General features: G+C 65.6%; 14 protein-coding genes. 4 read left to right on the top strand and 10 right to left on the bottom strand.

The annotated features are described in order from the left end of the window. The first annotated feature begins 32 nt into the window (after window positions 1–32). Window positions 33–1,409, top strand: coding sequence for a diguanylate cyclase (locus tag HNR60_RS06520; protein WP_184255599.1), 1,377 nt, complete (start codon window positions 33–35; stop codon window positions 1,407–1,409). Window positions 1,410–1,481: 72 nt separating this feature from the next. Here HNR60_RS06520 and HNR60_RS06515 read toward each other — a convergent pair whose 3' ends face one another. From HNR60_RS06515 to HNR60_RS06505, 3 genes are all read right to left on the bottom strand, one after another. Continuing rightward, the gene (locus tag HNR60_RS06515) at window positions 1,482–3,188 is read right to left on the bottom strand and encodes a methyl-accepting chemotaxis protein (RefSeq protein WP_184255587.1); all 1,707 of its coding nucleotides are present in this window, start codon (window positions 3,186–3,188) and stop codon (window positions 1,482–1,484) included. Window positions 3,189–3,546: 358 nt separating this feature from the next. Continuing rightward, window positions 3,547–4,269 carry a response regulator transcription factor gene (locus tag HNR60_RS06510; protein ID WP_184255585.1) on the bottom strand — a complete coding sequence of 241 codons (723 nt, stop codon included), beginning with the start codon at window positions 4,267–4,269 and terminating at the stop codon, window positions 3,547–3,549. 208 nt (window positions 4,270–4,477) lie between these two features. Beyond that, the gene (locus HNR60_RS06505) at window positions 4,478–6,064 is read right to left on the bottom strand and encodes a Do family serine endopeptidase (RefSeq protein WP_184255583.1); all 1,587 of its coding nucleotides are present in this window, start codon (window positions 6,062–6,064) and stop codon (window positions 4,478–4,480) included. A 328-nt stretch (window positions 6,065–6,392) separates the two neighbouring features. Between HNR60_RS06505 and HNR60_RS06500 the strand changes: the two genes are divergently transcribed. The 3 genes from HNR60_RS06500 to HNR60_RS06490 all read left to right on the top strand — a co-directional run bounded on the left by HNR60_RS06500 (window position 6,393) and on the right by HNR60_RS06490 (window position 9,642). Next, window positions 6,393–7,301: a ferritin family protein gene (locus HNR60_RS06500; RefSeq protein WP_184255581.1), complete on the top strand. Its 909-nt coding sequence runs from the start codon at window positions 6,393–6,395 to the stop codon at window positions 7,299–7,301. Window positions 7,302–7,476: 175 nt separating this feature from the next. Continuing rightward, window positions 7,477–7,965, top strand: coding sequence for a ferritin-like domain-containing protein (locus HNR60_RS06495; protein ID WP_184255579.1), 489 nt, complete (start codon window positions 7,477–7,479; stop codon window positions 7,963–7,965). A gap of 189 nt (window positions 7,966–8,154) precedes the next feature. Next, window positions 8,155–9,642: an amino acid permease gene (locus tag HNR60_RS06490; RefSeq protein ID WP_184255577.1), complete on the top strand. Its 1,488-nt coding sequence runs from the start codon at window positions 8,155–8,157 to the stop codon at window positions 9,640–9,642. Between the two features lie 70 nt (window positions 9,643–9,712). Here the strand turns inward: HNR60_RS06490 and HNR60_RS06485 are convergent, their stop codons facing one another. From HNR60_RS06485 to HNR60_RS06455, 7 genes are all read right to left on the bottom strand, one after another. Further along, entirely contained in the window at window positions 9,713–10,213 is a 501-nt protein-coding gene (locus tag HNR60_RS06485) for a cytochrome c-type biogenesis protein (RefSeq protein WP_184255575.1), read from the bottom strand. Window positions 10,214–10,304: 91 nt separating this feature from the next. Further along, entirely contained in the window at window positions 10,305–10,883 is a 579-nt protein-coding gene (locus HNR60_RS06480; RefSeq protein ID WP_184255573.1) for a hypothetical protein, read from the bottom strand. Continuing rightward, window positions 10,880–11,218, bottom strand: a complete 339-nt coding sequence (locus HNR60_RS06475; RefSeq protein ID WP_184255571.1) for a hypothetical protein — start codon at window positions 11,216–11,218, stop codon at window positions 10,880–10,882. Before HNR60_RS06475 ends, HNR60_RS06480 begins: the two co-directional genes overlap by 4 nt. 131 nt (window positions 11,219–11,349) lie before the next feature. Then, window positions 11,350–13,332 carry a heme lyase CcmF/NrfE family subunit gene (locus tag HNR60_RS06470; RefSeq protein ID WP_184255569.1) on the bottom strand — a complete coding sequence of 661 codons (1,983 nt, stop codon included), beginning with the start codon at window positions 13,330–13,332 and terminating at the stop codon, window positions 11,350–11,352. Next, entirely contained in the window at window positions 13,329–13,850 is a 522-nt protein-coding gene (gene ccmE, locus HNR60_RS06465) for a cytochrome c maturation protein CcmE (RefSeq protein ID WP_184255567.1), read from the bottom strand. Before ccmE ends, HNR60_RS06470 begins: the two co-directional genes overlap by 4 nt. A 2-nt stretch (window positions 13,851–13,852) precedes the next feature. Next, window positions 13,853–14,956, bottom strand: a complete 1,104-nt coding sequence (gene ccmI, locus HNR60_RS06460; RefSeq protein WP_184255565.1) for a c-type cytochrome biogenesis protein CcmI — start codon at window positions 14,954–14,956, stop codon at window positions 13,853–13,855. A 131-nt stretch (window positions 14,957–15,087) separates the two neighbouring features. Continuing rightward, complete coding sequence (locus HNR60_RS06455; RefSeq protein ID WP_184255563.1) at window positions 15,088–16,491, bottom strand: hypothetical protein; 1,404 nt, start codon at window positions 16,489–16,491, stop codon at window positions 15,088–15,090. Window positions 16,492–16,689 lie beyond the last annotated feature (198 nt).

The raw sequence follows: 16,689 nt of genomic DNA, 5'->3' as shown, positions 1-16,689 counted from the left end.
GCGACCCGGGCCGACCGCCGAGAACAACCGCGATGCCTCTCAGCCAGCTCTCCATCCGCAACAAGATCACCGCGGTGATCGCGTTCCTGATCATTGCCATGACCGGCCTCGGCGTGCTCGGCGTGGTGAAGATGAAGGCGATCAACGCCGATGCTGCGGCCATTCAAAGCGAATGGCTGCCAAGCGTGGATGCGCTGGGCGAACTGCGTGCCAACGTGATCGCCCGCCGTACCATCGTCCGACAGCATCTGCTCTCGGACACCGCGGAAGCCAAGCAGGTCATGGAAATGCTGCTGGAGGACAATCTCAGGAGCAACGACGAGATCCGCAGGCGCTATGAAAAACTGGTCACCCTCCCAGCAGAGCGCGCGCTTTATGCCGAGTGGGGGCAAGTCTGGGAAGCTTATCTCCAAGGCGTGCGGCAGGTGCTGGCTTTGTCCCGCAACAGCCGCGGCATTGCCTCTCAGGAGGCGCGCGATCTCAACATCAACACCGTCAGTCCCATCGGAACGCGGGTCGATGAGATCCTGAAAAAGAGCATCGAGCTCAACAACCGGCAGGGCGACGCCGCCGGAAAAGAGGCTGCCGAGACCTATCGATCGGCGGTGAGATCGCTGGCGATCATTCTGGGAATCACGGTTCTGATCGGCACCGCCGTCGGCGTCTACATCGTCCGGGATGTCAGCCGCTCGATCACCTCGATCGTCACTCCGATGCGTGAGCTGGCTGCCGGGCACCTCGACGTCGTGGTGCCGCACCGCGGTGAAAACAATGAAATCGGCACGATGGCGGACGCGCTGCAGTTCTTCAAACTGACACTGATCGCCAAGAAGGCCGTCGATGACGACGCCGCGGCGGAAATGCGCGAGCGGGCGACGCGCCTGGCGGTGTTGGCCACCACCGATCGGCTGACCGGGCTCTACAACAGACTGAAATTCGACCAGGCGCTGGTCAGCGAAATCGCGCGGGCGAAACGCTATGAAATGCCGTTCTCGCTGGTGATGTACGACGTCGACCGGTTCAAGGATGTCAACGACGTCCACGGCCACCCGGCCGGGGATCGCGTCCTGGTCGGATTGTCGGATGCGATTTCCAGCCATCTTCGGGAGACCGACATGCTGGCGCGCTGGGGCGGCGAGGAATTCGCGATCCTGCTCACCGGCTCGGACTGCCACGATGCCTGTGTGGTCGCGGAGAAGCTGCGCACGGCGGTCGCACAGATCGTGTTCGATCAGGTCGGAAGCGTCACCTGCAGTTTCGGCGTCACCGAATATCGCGACGGCGACACGCCGGAAGTCCTGGTCGCCCGCGCCGACGCCGCGCTCTACCAGGCCAAGCTGAACGGCCGCAACCGGGTGGAGCTGGCGTTGCCCTGCGGGCCTGACACCGACCTGTCGAGCGCGGCCTGAACGAAGCGGGCCTCGCGCGCGGCCGGCGGCTTCGGCGGTCGCAGATCTTCCGCAACCGCCGCCGGTCGCCGCTCACGCGGCCCGCACCGTCTCCAGGAACCTGCTCACCTCGGCCTTGAGCTGGCCGCTGTCGCGCGACAGCGACTGCGCCGCCGCCAGCACCTGCGAGGACACCGAGCCGGTTTCGGCGGCGCCGCGCTGCATGTCGTAGATGTTCGCACTCACCTTGCTGGTGCCGTCGGCGGCGTGCTGCACGTTGCGGGAGATTTCCTCGGTCGCGGCGCCCTGCTGCTCCACTGCCGAGGCGATGGTCGAGGAGATTTCCGACATCCGCCCGATGGTGTCGCTTATCTCGTTGATGGCGTGCACCGACTCCTGGGTCGCGGCCTGGATCCCGGTGACCTGCTGGCCGATCTCGCCGGTGGCTTTCGCGGTCTGCTCCGCCAGGGCCTTGACCTCGGAGGCCACCACCGCGAAGCCGCGCCCGGCGTCGCCCGCGCGGGCGGCTTCGATCGTCGCATTCAATGCCAGCAGATTGGTCTGCCCGGCGATGGTGTTGATCAGCTCGACGACATCGCCGATCCGGGCGGCGGCATTGGCCAATTCGCCGACCCGGTCGTTGGTCTTGCGCGCCTGGTCCACCGCGTCATTGGCGATCCGTGCGGACTCCTGCACCTCGCGGCTGATCTCGTTGACCGACGACGCCATCTGATTGGTCGCGGAGGCGACCGACTGCACATTGGCTGAAGCTTCGCCCGACGCCGCCGCGACCGACACCGACAGCTGCTGGGTGCTGTCGGCGGTCTGCGTCAGCCGCCTGGCTTCGGCTTCGAGCTGCGTCGAGGCCGCCGACACCGTCTCGATGATGTTGCCGATGGCGCCTTCGAAATGATCGGCGAGCCGGTCGAGGTCCTGCTTGCGCCGCGCCGCAGCTTCCTGGTCGAGTTGCGCCCGCGCTTCGACCTCGGCGCGCGCCTTGCGCTCGGCGTTGTCGCGGATCATGCCGATGGCATTGGCCATGCTGCCGATCTCGTCGCCTCGTGCGAGGCCCGGAATGACGATGTCACACGCGCCGCCGGCGATCTTCTGCATCGCCGCGGTCATCCGCACCACCGGCCGGATCACGCCCAGCGCAATGCCGAAGATTCCCAGCGCGATGATCAGCACCACGATGGCTGAGACGCTCCAGACCCATGCCTTCACCGTCGCGACCTGATCGGCCGCCACGGCTTCCAGCGCCGCATTGCCGTCGTTGGCCGCCGTGACGATGTCGTCGACGATCGCGCGATGCGCGGTGTAGGCCGCGGCCACCTGCCCGTAGGCCTTGTCGGCGGCGGCGCGATCCTGCTTCTGCAGCGCCGGCAACAGATCGTTTTCCAGCGCCGCCCAGAACTTGCGCACCTCGGCGTCGGAGCTCTGCGTCAGTTTCCGCTTCAGCGTGGGCTCGAGGGCGGAGCCGAGCCAGACCGCGTGGCGCTCGTCGTATTCGTGATGCAGTTTGATCAAGCGCTGCCGATGCGCCGTCAAGTTGGCGGGGTCGTGCAGCGCCAGCGTCGCTTCGAGGAAGGATTCGATGACGTATTCCGGCGGCGGCAGAATGTCGGCGACCAGGTCGTTGCCGAGCTTGATCTGGGAGTACAGCGGACCGCCGACGCGGACCTGCTTGTTGCCGACCTCGCTGACGGCGAGGATGGCGGCGAGTCCGACGGCCGTCACCAGCCCGAACAGTACGATCGAGGTGGTCACCGAGATGCGGCGACGGGGAGCGGTCGATGTCATATCAAGCCTCTGGAAAATCCAAATCGACGAGAACGCGGTCAGTGGGTCGTGTCAGACTCGACGGGGAGTCTTTTCGCCAAGGCCGTTGGAATGCATCGATGGAGGATGGGGATCACTTCGCTGGTCCGGGGGACGCGCTTTTCGGACGCCTCAATGCGCCGCAATTCTTTCGAAAGAATTGATGGCCGCGTCATCGCGCGCGAGCCGGCGCGGAATTGCATCGGCTATGTCGGAATACGGACATGCAAAGAGGCGATGCAGCAGCACCGATGTCCTACTAACAGGTTGCGAACTGCAATTGCGAGGAGCACGCAAGCGGTGATCGCGAGCGCCCGGACAGCGCCGAGCGGACGCCAGTCTAGCCGCCGTCCCTGATCATATATCCCGCGCCGCGAATGGTATGCAGCAGCGGCCGCTCGAAACCCTTGTCGATCTTGGCGCGCAGCCGCGAGATATGGACGTCGATCACGTTGGTCTGCGGATCGAAGTGATAATCCCAGACGTTTTCCAACAGCATGGTGCGCGTCACCACCTGCCCGGCATGCTTCATCAGATATTCGAGCAGTCGGAATTCGCGCGGCTGCAGCGTCAGTTCGCCGTCGCCGCGGGCGACGCGGTGCGACAGCCGGTCGAGTTCGAGATCGCCGACCTTGTAGCTGGTCTCTTCGGCCGGACCGCCACGGCGGCGCGACAGCACCTCGACCCGGGCCAGTAGTTCGGCGAAGGCATAAGGCTTCGGCAGGTAGTCGTCGCCGCCGGCGCGCAGGCCCTTGATGCGATCGTCGACCTGGCCGAGCGCGGAGAGGATCAGCGCCGGGGTGCGGTTGCCCTTGTCGCGCAGCGTGCCGATCACCGACAATCCGTCGCGCTTCGGCAGCATCCGATCGATCACCAGCACGTCGTAGTCGCCGGAATCCGCCATCGCCAGACCTTCCTCGCCATCGCCGGCGTGGTCCGCGACGTGGCCGACCTCGCGAAACGCCTTGACCAGATAGTCGGCGGACTCGCGGTCATCCTCGATGATCAGCAGGCGCATCTCGGTTTCGGATTGGGGCAAGGCGGTGTTGCTTTCTGTCACCATGGCGCGGCCGGGCGCCCCTTGCAAGCCAGGGGCGGCGAAAGAAACGGGCGGCGAGGTTGGGGGGAACCTCACCGCCCGCCGCGCCTTCCGACGGAGGGGGGCGTTTTCCACCGGAAGGGATCAGTGGGGACGGATCGAAACCCGTCCCCGGGGGGCGAATCGTCGGCGGGGGGACCCACGACACGCCCCATTCGAAAAGCCGGGCCGATCAGCCCTTGGCCAACGGCACCGCGACGAAGCGCGAGGAGCCGCCGCTGCGCACCCGGATCAGCACGCTGTTCTTGTTCTCGGTCTTGGCCGCAGCCAGCACTTCGCGCACCTCGGAGGGGCTGGCGACGCTCTTGCCGGCAACCTCGAGAATGACGTCGCCTTCCTTGAAGCCACGCTCGGCGGCGGGGCTCTTCGGATCGACCTCGGTGACCACCACACCATCCTTGCCGGCGCCGGCCACGGAGCCCGCGGGCGCCAGCGTCAGGCCGAGCCGCGGAATGTCGGAGCCGCGCGTCGCGTCGCCACGATCGCCGCGGTCGACGTCGGCCTTGGCTTCGATTGTATTCGGCAACTGCCCGAGCGTGAGGTTGACCACCTTGTCCTGGCCCTTGTGGATCACGGTGAGCTTCACCGAATTGCCCGGCGCAAAGCCGCCGATGGTACGGGCCAGTTCACGCGCGTCCTTCACCGGCTGATCGTTGACGCCGGTAATGACGTCGCCGGACTGGATGCCGGCCTTGGCGGCCGGTCCGTCGGCCTGCGGTTCGGCGACCAGCGCGCCGTCGGCCTTCTTCAGTCCGAGGCTGTCGGCGATTTCCTGGGTCACAGGCTGAATCTGTACGCCGATCCAGCCGCGGCTGACCGAGCCCTTGTCCTTGAGCTGCGCGACCACCGTCTTCACGGTCGACGCCGGGATCGAGAACGCGATGCCGACGCTGCCGCCGGACGGCGAATAGATCGCGGTGTTGACGCCCATCACCTCGCCGGCGGTGTCGAACGCCGGTCCGCCCGAATTGCCCTTGTTCACCGGGGCGTCGATCTGGATGAAATCGTCATAGGGGCCGTTGCCGATGTCGCGGCCGGAGGCCGAGACGATGCCGGCGGTCACGGTGCCGCCGAGCCCGAACGGGTTACCTACCGCCAGCACCCAGTCGCCGATCCGCGGCTTGCCTTCGGCCAGCTTGGCGAACGGGAAATTGTTGCCGCCCTCGACCTTGATCAGCGCCAGATCTGTGCGCGGATCGGTGCCGATCACCTTGGCCTTGAAGGTGCGGCCGTCGTCAGTGGTAACCTCGACCTTATCGGCGCCGTCGACCACGTGGTTGTTGGTCACCGCATAGCCGTCGTCGGAGATGAAGAAGCCGGAGCCCTGCCCGGTCACCGCGCCGCGGCCGCCACGACCGCCGCGCAGTCCGGGGGGCATGCCATCCGGGCCGCCGAAGCGACGGAAGAAGCGCTCCATCGGCGAACCCGGCTGGAACGGCGAATCCTCGGCGCTGTCGTCGTTCTTGGCGACCTTCTCGTTGATGTTGACCTTCACCGAGATCACCCACGGCTTCACCCGCTCGACGATGTCGGCAAAGCCGACCGGCTGCGCGACCTTGCGCACCTCGTTGTTGACCTGGGCGTGGGCGGCGGTGCTGAGCACGTTGAAATGGTCGGGCGCGGGGCTGAAGCCGTAAAGCCCGGCGCCGAGGCCTGCGACCACCGAGGCCATCAGCGCGAATTTGCGCGCCGACAGCAGCGAGCGGCGGACCGGCTGGGGCGTGGGGGGCGAGGACAAATCGGTGGGACGGTCGGTCATTCGATATCTCTCCAGAACCTAGAATTCGATGGTGCGAGGGGCAGCGCACCTTGTGGCTCTGAAGATGGGGGCTCGCGCCTTACCGCGCGCTGGCGGGGGAATTAAAGTTTTGTAATTTTGCTGCGCGCCGCGGCAGAAGGCCGCGGTTTGTTCGCCTTCGTACAAGGATGTCGGGAATCGCAGCGAGATTGTCGGAGTCATCGATTTCCGACAATGCACTAAGTTACTGATACCGCTTAGTTTCCCATTGGCCTGGTTCTTGCCTAGCAGTGATCGAGGCACGCCCCCAGGCGGTCCGCGTCATCGTCACCAAGAAACGGAGAGCGTTGTGGCCAATATTACCTTCTCGTCGCCTGTCATGGCGAGAGACGTCACCGTCTATGCGGTCGCAGGCGACCGCGGCACCATTCTGGCGGTCGCCAAGTCGCACAAGATTCCGATCCCGTTCGATTGCCAGGACGGCGAATGCGGCTCCTGCCTGGTGCAGGTCGAACATTTCAATCCGCAGGCCAAATACGCGGTCGCGCTGACCGAAAAAGAAAAAGAGGTGCTGAAGCAGCTCGGCAAGATCACCAAGGACGAAATCCAGAACGCCGAAGTCAACGACATGCCGCCGCGCTACCGGCTGGCGTGCCAGTGCTTCGTCCGCAACGAGGACATCCTGGTCAGCTTCGAGGGCGATAAGACGCTGCCGCCGCAGCGGATGCACGTCACCAGCGCCGCCAAGACGTTCAAGGGCGGCACCGAGATCAACACGCTGGATGAGTTCTTCGGCTACGCCGCCAAGGTCGAGGAAGACGCCGCGCTGAACTACGATCAGCTCGCCGCGGCGATGGACGGCGTCGGCAACATCGAGGTCGCCAAGCTGTTCAAGCAGCTCGCCGACTTCTCGCGGCTGCATCTGGCGGAAGTGAAGTCGCGCGCCGGTTCGATCGATCTCGCCAAGAACGTGCCGCCGGACTACGTCTGGCCGAACCACGCCACCCCGGAAAGCACCGCCGCGTGGGCGGCCGATCTGTCGATGTCGCGGCTCGGCGGCCTCAAGGTCGCGCTGCAGGGCGAGCGGCGCGGCTACGAATTCTATCGCGCCGTCGAAGCGACGACGAAAAATCCCGAGGTTGCCGCGGCGGCGAAGCAATTCGTCGCCGAAGAGGCCGATCACGTCAAGATTCTCGAAGCCTGGATCACCCAAGAAGAATGGGCGATCAAGAACAGCAAGGTGAGCGAGAACGCCTGATGCGAGGCTCGTGGCGCCGTTGCGGCGCGGCGAGCTGCTAGCAAAGCCTGAGCGCGATTAGCACGCCGACGTGCTTTTCGCGCTCGCGCTAATTTTTGTGCAGGATGCCTGTGCTAACCGCTACCCCTTTTGGCGGAACCTGAGCTAAGAGGGACTGAACCGCGGAGGGACTACTATGGATACCGTTGAAGAATTTCTGGCCCATTCGATCAAGCTCGAACAGGAAGCAGCCCTTCGGTTCGGACAGCTCGCCGACGCGATGGAGTCCTGCGGCAACCGCGAGGTCTCGAAGCTGTTCCGGCAGTTGTCGGACTACTCGCGGATGCATCAGGCCGACGCCCAGGCCCGCGCCGGCTTCCGCAACATTCCCCAGATCAAGCTCGACGAATTCGAGTGGCCGGGATTGGAAAGCCCGGAGACCGCGGCGATCTGGGGCACCGACCCGTTCATCAGCCGCGACCTCGGCCTCGAGATCGCGCTGGAAGCCGAGACCAGCGCGTTCGACTGGTACAAGAACGTCCTCGACACCACGACCAACCCCGAGATCAAGGCGTTGGCCAAGGAATTTGTGGCCGAGGAAGCCGGCCACGTCGCCGAGCTGCACCGCTGGATCGCGATCCACAAGGCCGGCGAGGAACTGCCGAAGGAAATCGTGCCGTTCTGAGGGGCGGGCCGGCGCGGTTCTGAGGGGCGGCCCGGCGCGCTGACGCTGGGACGCGCAGCCTCGCTGCGCCATCGTTTGGTGGATCGTCGCGCCCCGCCCTGACGAATCGACTGCCGCTGGTCTATGGAACTGAGCTATCGTCGCGGCGCTTGACGTCCGGCAACTCGGTTTCCAGGCAAGCAGGCGTCGATGGCGGATATTTGGGTTCGGAAGTCACTGAGCGACCTTCGCGAGGAAGCGGCTGTCGCCGAGTCGGAGGAGCACGGCGGCGGCCACCTGAAGCGGTCGCTCTCGGCGCTCAATCTGGTGGCGCTCGGGGTCGGCGGCATCGTCGGGGCGGGCATTTTCGTGCTGACCGGGCACGCCGCCGCCGCCAATGCGGGTCCCGCGGTGTTGCTGTCTTTCGTGCTCGGCGCGTTCGCCTGCGCCTTCGCCGGGCTGTGCTATGCGGAGATGGCCTCCACCGTCCCGATCTCCGGCAGCGCCTACACCTACGCCTACGCCACGATCGGCGAACTGCCCGCTTGGATCATCGGCTGGGATCTGATCCTCGAATACGCCGTCGGCGCGGTCACGGTCGCGATCGGCTGGTCGGGTTATTTCGTCAGCCTGCTCGCCGATTTCGGCATCCATCTACCGCCGCAACTGACGGCGGCGCCGCTGGCCTACGACTCCGCGTTGCGGACCTGGTCGTCCACCGGCGCGATCGTCAACCTGCCAGCGATGGCGATCGTCGCTGCGATCTCCGCGCTGTTGGTCGTCGGCATTCAGGAATCGGCGCGGTTCAACACCGTGATCGTGGCGATCAAGCTCGCGGTGATCGCAATTTTCCTGGTCTGCGCCGCGCCGATGGTCAGCACGGCGAACTGGGTGACGGCGGGCAACCCCGACGGCGCGTTCATTCCGCCGAACGCCGGCACCGGCATCTTCGGATGGTCCGGGGTGCTGCGCGGCGCCGCCGTGGTGTTCTTCGCCTACATCGGTTTCGACGCCATTTCGACCACCGCGCAGGAGGCCAAGAATCCGCAGCGCGATTTGCCAATTGGCATCCTGGGCTCGCTGGCGATCTGCACCCTGCTCTACGTCGCGGTCGCCTTCGTGCTGACCGGCATCGTGCCCTACGACCAGCTCAACGTCCCCGATCCGATTGCGGTCGGGATCGACGCGGCCGGCATCGGCTGGCTGTCGCCGATCGTCAAGCTCGGGATCGTGACCGGACTGACCTCGGTGATCCTGGTGCTGCTGTTGGGGCAGACCCGCGTGCTGCGCGCGATGGCGCATGACGGCCTGATGCCGAAGCGCGCCGCGGCGACGCATCCGCGGTTTCGCACCCCTCACGTCGCCACCATCGTCATCGGCATTCTCGTCGCAGGCTTGGCGGGCGTGCTGCCGATCGGCCTGGTCGGCGAGCTGGTCAGCATCGGCACGCTGTTCGCGTTCGCGGTGGTCTGCGTCGCCGTGCTGGTGATGCGGATCCGGCATCCCGAGTATCATCGCCCGTTCAGGGTGGCGGCGATCTGGCTGGTGGCGCCGGCGGGCGCCGCGGTGTCGTTCGTCCTGATGCTCGGGCTTCCGCTCGACACCTGGCTGCGGCTGGGCGGCTGGCTCGCGATCGGGCTGGCGATCTACGCGGTCTACGGCCGCCATCACAGCAAGGCCGCGCAGCGGGTGAAGTAGCGGGTGCTACGAACGCGCCGTTCTCAGCGCGTCGCGTTGATGGGGGGTTGCAAGCCGGCGCGGGCCGAACTTAAGCCGGCTCGCGCGGCTGTGGCGGCTCGTCGATCAGCCGCTCCACCCGCGCCTGCTCGTCCGGCGTGAGCTTCATCAGCGTGTCGCTGTCACCGGCAGCGGCCGGCGATTTGCGCCGGCTGTTGAGCCACAACGCCAGCACGCCGCCGCCGAGCAAGAGCGGCGGCAGCAGCCACAGCAGCAGCGTGTGCAGCTCGAACCGCGGCTTCAGCAGCACGAACTCGCCGTAGCGCGCCACCAGGAAATCGATCACCTGGGAATTGCTGTCGCCGGCGCCGATCCGCTCGCGCACCAGCACGCGCAGATCCTTGGCGAGCGGCGCGTCGGAATCGTCGATCGACTGGTTCTGGCACACCATGCAGCGCAATTCGCGCGACAAATCGCGCGCCCGGCTCTCCTTGACCGGATCGGCCATGATCTCGTCGGGCTGCACCGCATGGACGGGCGTATTAATCAATACACACGCCATGATCACCAGAAACGCGCGTACTAAATCCATCTTCGACGTAATCCTAGATCTTCCTTGATAAGAAATTTGAGAGGCCAGCGAGCAAGTTACAGATGCACGCGTGGCTTAAGCAGAGGCCCTTCTAGGCCAATGCAGCCTCAGCGCCGAAGCCATTTGAATTTTTCGAACCGTGATTGCCAGCGCGATCGGCTTTGATCGCGCCGGCGAAGAAAGCGAACTCTTTTCGCGGGTCTGCAATCATTTTTGCCATCCGCGCCTCTACTAATTCGCTTGCGTCTTGATGACGCAGCATCATTGCCACGACGATCGTACTGACAGCAATTTCAAAGCACCGGGACAACTCTTCGTTTTGTGCTCGAAGCTGAGCTACCTGCCGTTCGTATGTTTTGGCCTCGGACGAATTGCCCATTCGACCTGGTTCATTACAAACCATTTCAAGCACCTTCATGAAGGCTCCACGGTCAGAAACCACCTTACTGAAAATAAGGAGCTTCTCCTTCATCTTCGAAGGCGATTGCGGATGATCAATGAACGTCTGCAAAGCCGTCAGATGGTCGCGCAATAACCCTGCGGACGTCCTAAGCTGTGCCGCGCGGCGCCTGAACCGGACGCACAAGCGCCCGGAAATAACGGCAATCAATCCCAAAAGCGCGGCTACGGTCACAAGGGGCGCTAGATCAATATCTAGTATCTGGATCATTTTTTGCCCTCTCTCGATCTTGCGGGCGGAAGCGCCTTCAGTTTTTCCCGTTCAACCTTCATAAGCTGACGATCACGGTAGATCTTCAGTTCCAGTTCTCTCTTGGCAACCTCTTGTTCCGCACTTCGTTCCTGGTGCTTCTCCGCAAGGGAGCGTCGGACGGCATATATGAGATATATCCCAATGCCCACAAGACCGGAAAACCAAAGATCTAATCCAGCAAGTCCGGCGCCAATAACTCCAGCGAATATAACAAAAGCCAGCAGGGCGTCTGGGCCGTGGGGACCTAGGTAGTTTACAATCGTCTCATAGGCTCTGGCACTCGGCAACGCCACGAAAATCCATCCCGCCACACTTTGATCGCAATTCGTTAATGGTCTGACACACTGACATTGCGATTACAACCTTGCCGAGAGCGGAAAAAACAGTACCCTATTACCGTCAACTATTTACATCGGATCAATTATTACTCCGCCGCCTGCAGGCCGCGCGCCTGCCGCGCCGGCTTCGGCGCACCGACCCGCAGCCGCCGGTCCGACAACGACAATAGCCCGCCGAACGCCATCAACAGCGGCCCGAACCAGATCAGCAGCACCATCGGCTTGTGATAGATCCGCACCGCGATGCCGCCGTCGGCGGCGGGCTCGCCGAGCGAGACGTAGAGCTGGCTGACGCCGCGGGTCAGCAACGCCGCCTCCGAGGTGGAAGAGCCGCGCGCGGCAAAACTGCGCTTCGACGGGTTCATCACCCCGATCGGCCGGCCCGCCTCGGTGACGGTGAACTGCGCCAGCAACTCGCGGAAATTCGGTCCCTGCCGCGACTGCAGGCCGTCGAGCTTCAACTCGTAGCCGGCGAGCTTGGCGCTCTGCCCCGCACTCATGGTGCCGATATATTCGCTGTTCCAGGTGGTCTCGCAGACGATCCCGATCAGCGCCACGCCGACGCCGGCATGCGCAAAGGCGGTGCCCCAGGTCGAGCGCGGCAGGCCTCGGGCGCGGCGCCAGACGATACCGAGCGGATTGCGGAACAGGCCGATGCGCTCCACGAGATCAACGCCGGCTCCGGCGATCACGAACACCGCAAGACCGATCGCCAGCGGCGCCAGCGTGCTGCCGCCATGTACGAACGACCACAGCAGCGCCATCGCGATCAAGGCGGCGACGCCGGCGGCGATCAGCCGTTGCGCCGCGCCGGCGAGGTCGCCGCGTTTCCACGCCAGCAAGGGGCCGAACGGCACCGCCAGCAAAAGCGGCACGAACAACGGCCCGAAGGTGAGATTGAAGAACGGCGCGCCGACCGAGATCTTGTCGCCGGTCAGCACTTCCAGCGCCAGCGGATACAGCGTGCCGATGAACACCGTGGCACAGGCGGTGGTGAGGAACAGGTTGTTCAGCACCAGCGCGCCTTCGCGCGAGATCGGCGCGAACAGCCCGCCCTGCTTCAGGCTGGAGGCGCGCGAGGCATAGAGCGACAGGCTGCCGCCGATGAAGATGCACAGGATCAGCAGGATGAACACGCCGCGGGTCGGATCGGTGGCGAAGGCGTGCACCGAGGTCAACACGCCGGAGCGCACCAGGAAGGTGCCGAGCAGCGACAGCGAGAAGGTCAGGATCGATAAGAGGATGGTCCAGACCTTCAGCGCGTTGCGCTTCTCCATCACCACCGCCGAATGCAGCAGCGCGGTGCCGGCCAGCCACGGCATCAGCGAGGCGTTCTCGACCGGGTCCCAGAACCACCAGCCGCCCCAGCCGAGTTCGTAATAGGCCCAATACGAGCCCATCGCGATGCCCAGCGTGAGGAAGATCCAGGCCACCAGCGTCCACGGCCGCACCCAGCGCGCCCAGGCGGCGTCGACGCGGCCTTCGATCAAGGCGGCGATGGCGAAGGAGAACGAGATCGAGAACCCGACATAGCCGAGATAGAGCATCGGCGGATGCACCGCGAGGCCGATGTCCTGCAGCACCGGGTTGAGATCGCGGCCCTCGATCGGCGGATCGTCGAGCCGCAGGAACGGATTCGAAGTGATCAGGATGAACAGATAGAACGCGGTGGCGACCCAGGCCTGCACCGCCAGCACGTGGGCGCGCAGGCTGAGCGGCAGGTTGTTGCCGAACGCTGCGACCAGGCCGCCGAACAGCGCCAGGATCGACACCCACAACAGCATCGAGCCTTCGTGATTGCCCCACACGCCGGTGATCTTGTAGAGCAGCGGCTTCATCGAATGCGAGTTCTCGAACACGTTGGCGACGGAGAAATCCGACGTCACGTGCAGGAACACCAACGCGGTGAACGAGAGGCCGACAAACAGCAATTGCGCCAGCGCGGCCGAGCGCGCGACATTCATCAGCGCGGGATCGCGCAGCCGCGCGCCGAGCACCGGCACAGTCGCCTGAATCAGCGCGAGGCCGAGCGCCAGCACCAGCGCGTAGTGGCCGGCTTCGGCGATCATCGCACGGCCCCCTGGGCGTTGGTCGGTGTCGCGTCGGACCGAACGTCGGGCTTGAGTTCCGGCTTGGCGTCGGACTTGGCGCCGGACTGCTCCTGCCAGCGGCCCTGCTTCTTCAACGCGTCGGCGACTTCCTTCGGCATGTAGTTTTCGTCGTGCTTGGCGAGCACGGTGTCGGCCTTGAACACGCCGGCGGAATCCAGCGCGCCTTCGGTCACCACGCCCTGCCCTTCGCGGAACAGATCCGGCAGGATGCCCTTGAAGGCCACCGGCACCATGGCGCTGCCGTCGGAAATCTTGAACGTCACCGCCAGATTGTCGCCGCGCACCAGCGTGCCGGGTTCCACCAGCCCGCCGAGCCGGAACCGCTTGCCGGGGGCGATGTGCTGTTCGGTGACCATCTGCGGCGTCGAGAAGAACACGATGGAATCGCGCAGCGCGTTCAATACCAGCGCCGCGGCGACCACCAGCACCGCCGCCGCTCCGCCGATCATCGTCAACCGCCGCTGCTTGCGCGTCATGTCTATCCGTCCAGTCCGAGGTTCTTCAGGCCCGCGTCGAGCTGCTTCAGCTGTTCGGTCTTGCCGGCCAGCGCCTGTCGTGCTTCGGCGAGAGCGCCCTTGGCCTTGTCGCGATCGCCCATCACCATATAGGCGCGCATCAGCCGCAACCATCCCTCGACGTCATCACCGTTTTGTTTCAAGCGCGTCGCGAGGCGGTCCACCATGACCTGGATCATGGCGCCGCGGTCGGCTTCGCTCATGCCTTGCGCTGCGGCAACCGCTTCGTCGGGCGGCGCCGGCATCTTGGCGCCGGTCACCCGCGCCAGTGCGCTCTGCACCAGAGGCCGCCACGGAGCATCTGCCGGCGCCTTGTCGAGCATCGCGCGCCAGATTGTAGCGGCGTCGTTCGGGCGGCCGTCCTGTTCGGCGGACAGGCCGAGGAAGTAGCGCGCCTTGACCTCGTTGGCATCGAGCGCCACCGCGCGCTCGAACTCCACCTTGGCTTCGGCGGTGATCACCCCGCCCGCGGCGGAGGCGATAGTTTCGCCGAGATCGGCGCGGCGCTCGGCGCTCTCCGGCCCATAGGTCAGCGCATTGCGGTAGGCCTGCACGGCGTCGTCGAAGCGACCGAGCCGCGCCAGCACCGGCGCCAGCACGGTCCAGCCGCGGGCGTCGGTCGGGTTCTTCTCCAGATGCGCCTCGACCTTGGTCACCAGATTGTCGAGCGGCTCGGTAGCGCTCGGCGTGCGCGCCCGCTCCGCCAGCGGGAAATCGGGCAGTCGCGGCGAGCCGAGCGGCAGATAGAACGCCACCGCCAAGAGCGGCAATCCGAGGAGCGCGACCACCGAGACCGCGCGTCGCGCGCCGGTGCGGGCCGCGGCCGGCGGCGCCCGTTCGGCATCGGCGGCGCCCAGCAGCCGGCGGCTGATCTCGACCCGCGCGGCATCCGCCTCAGGCGCGCCGATCAGCCCGACCGATGCGTCGCGTTCGACCTCGGCGAGTTGATCCTTGTAGACATTGGCCTCGCTGCCCTCGCGTTCGGCCCGCGGCTTGCGGCCGAGCGGCCACACCACCGCGAAGATCGCCGCCGCCGTCATCATCGCGAATACGAACCACAGCGTCATGCTACGAGTTCCAGTCGAGGGTACGCCCCGCTTGGGCGCCGGACCCGGGTTACACCATGCCGAGGCCTGCGGCGCAATTGGCTTTTACGTCGCTGAACCGGGTGAAAATACTTGTGAATGAAGGCGTTAGATCAGCCGGCCCGGTTCGGCTTGCGTTCCACCACGACCATCGCATTGTCGGCCGCCCGGCTCATCAGCGAGGCATAGTCCTGGCCGAACAGCGCCTCGCAGAACCGGATCGCCGCCTTGACCTGCATCTGGCGGAAGCCGCGCACCCGCGGATCGCCGCCGCGCAACGCCTGCACCAGCGCTTCGGTGGATTTCTCGACATATTGCTGCAGGTCGGAATAGGTCCGCAGCGTCACCTCGTTGATCGCCAGTTCGCTGGCATAGGTGCGGCACACCGCGACGAAGGCGATCAGCGCCAGCACCTCGTCGACCTCGTCCGGGTCGATCTTGGTGGTGGCGGAGATGTCCTTGTCGGGACGCTGCCGCAGCAGACGGCGGACCCGGCCGGGAACGCTCTCGATCTCGGACTGCAGTGAATTGGAGATGTCGACCCGGATCGCGGCCATCTGCCGGCCCCACACCGAGTCGTTGCGCAGATCGAGCTCGGTGCGGACGCCGCGCATGCCGTCATGCACGAGCTTCAGCCGTTCGGCGAAATTGTCGAACTGGCCGCGCTTGATCTGGGCGCGCAGCTCGGCGGCGAGCTGCGCCAGATCGTGCAGCGCCATGGTGACGGCGACGCCGAGCGGGATCGCCGCAACCCTGACCTCGTCGTCGGAGGCGGCGATCCGCACCGCGATCCGGATCACCTGCCAGGGTGCCGACAGCCGCTGCATCACCAGCGACAGCGCGAATGGCAGCACCTGCGGGGTCTGCAGCGACGGCACGTTGAGGGTACCGATCACCGAATTGACCTGGCCGTCGCCGAACGCGCCGAGGCTGCCGGGCAATTTGTCGGACAAGGCGTCGAGCGCGTCGCGGTTCTTCAGCACGGCGCCGACCCCGCGCAAATCCTCCACCACCGCCGCCGAGCCGATCCGGGCCAGGATGCGCTGATTGTCGGTGCCGGGGCTGGCCGTGGTGGCCTCGGCGATGGCGTCGGCGGCCGCCATCTGCAGCTTGCGCACCGCGTGGGCGATTTCGGAGCGCGTGCCGGCGCCGCGGAGATTGGCCAGCGTCGCCTCGAACTCCGCCGCGGCTGCGGGCGCGCCGTCGCGACCGAGCCATTGCCAGATCGGCAGCAGCGAGGCGCGACGGATCTGCCCGGGCCGCACTGCGCCGGAATGTTCGAGCAGGAACGGCTCCAACGGGCGGAACAGCAGCCGGGCCGGATCGTCGGTGCGCGGCGGCGCCTCTTCGTTGGTGCCGCGGACGATCTGCCGCAACTGGCCGAGCACGAAATTGGCGACGGTGACGTCCTCGCCGCGCTCGAGGGCGCGCTCGAATTCCCGGATCAACAGCGCCTGCGACTGCGGCGGCAGCTGCGCGAGATAGTCTCTGAGACGCTCGGTCGATGTCTGGCTCATGCGCCCAAATCTGCAGGCTCAGGCTCCGCACGCCCATCGGCGCGCGCCGGTCCGCACGTTTCCATTGTGATCGACGCCCCCACGGCGTCACCGCTTGTTCTAGCAGGATCGTCGTTAAGAAGCTCTTGAGGAGCGCATAACTGCGGCGGAGTCAACGACGCGGAGGCGGAATCGCCATGCGGCGGCGGCCCGGTCGGG

Source organism: Rhodopseudomonas rhenobacensis, from assembly GCF_014203125.1.
In the GTDB taxonomy this organism is placed as follows: Bacteria; Pseudomonadota; Alphaproteobacteria; order Rhizobiales; family Xanthobacteraceae; genus Rhodopseudomonas_A; species Rhodopseudomonas_A rhenobacensis.
Note: the sequence above shows the minus strand (reverse complement) of the source record. Positions and strands in the feature narration are given on the sequence as shown.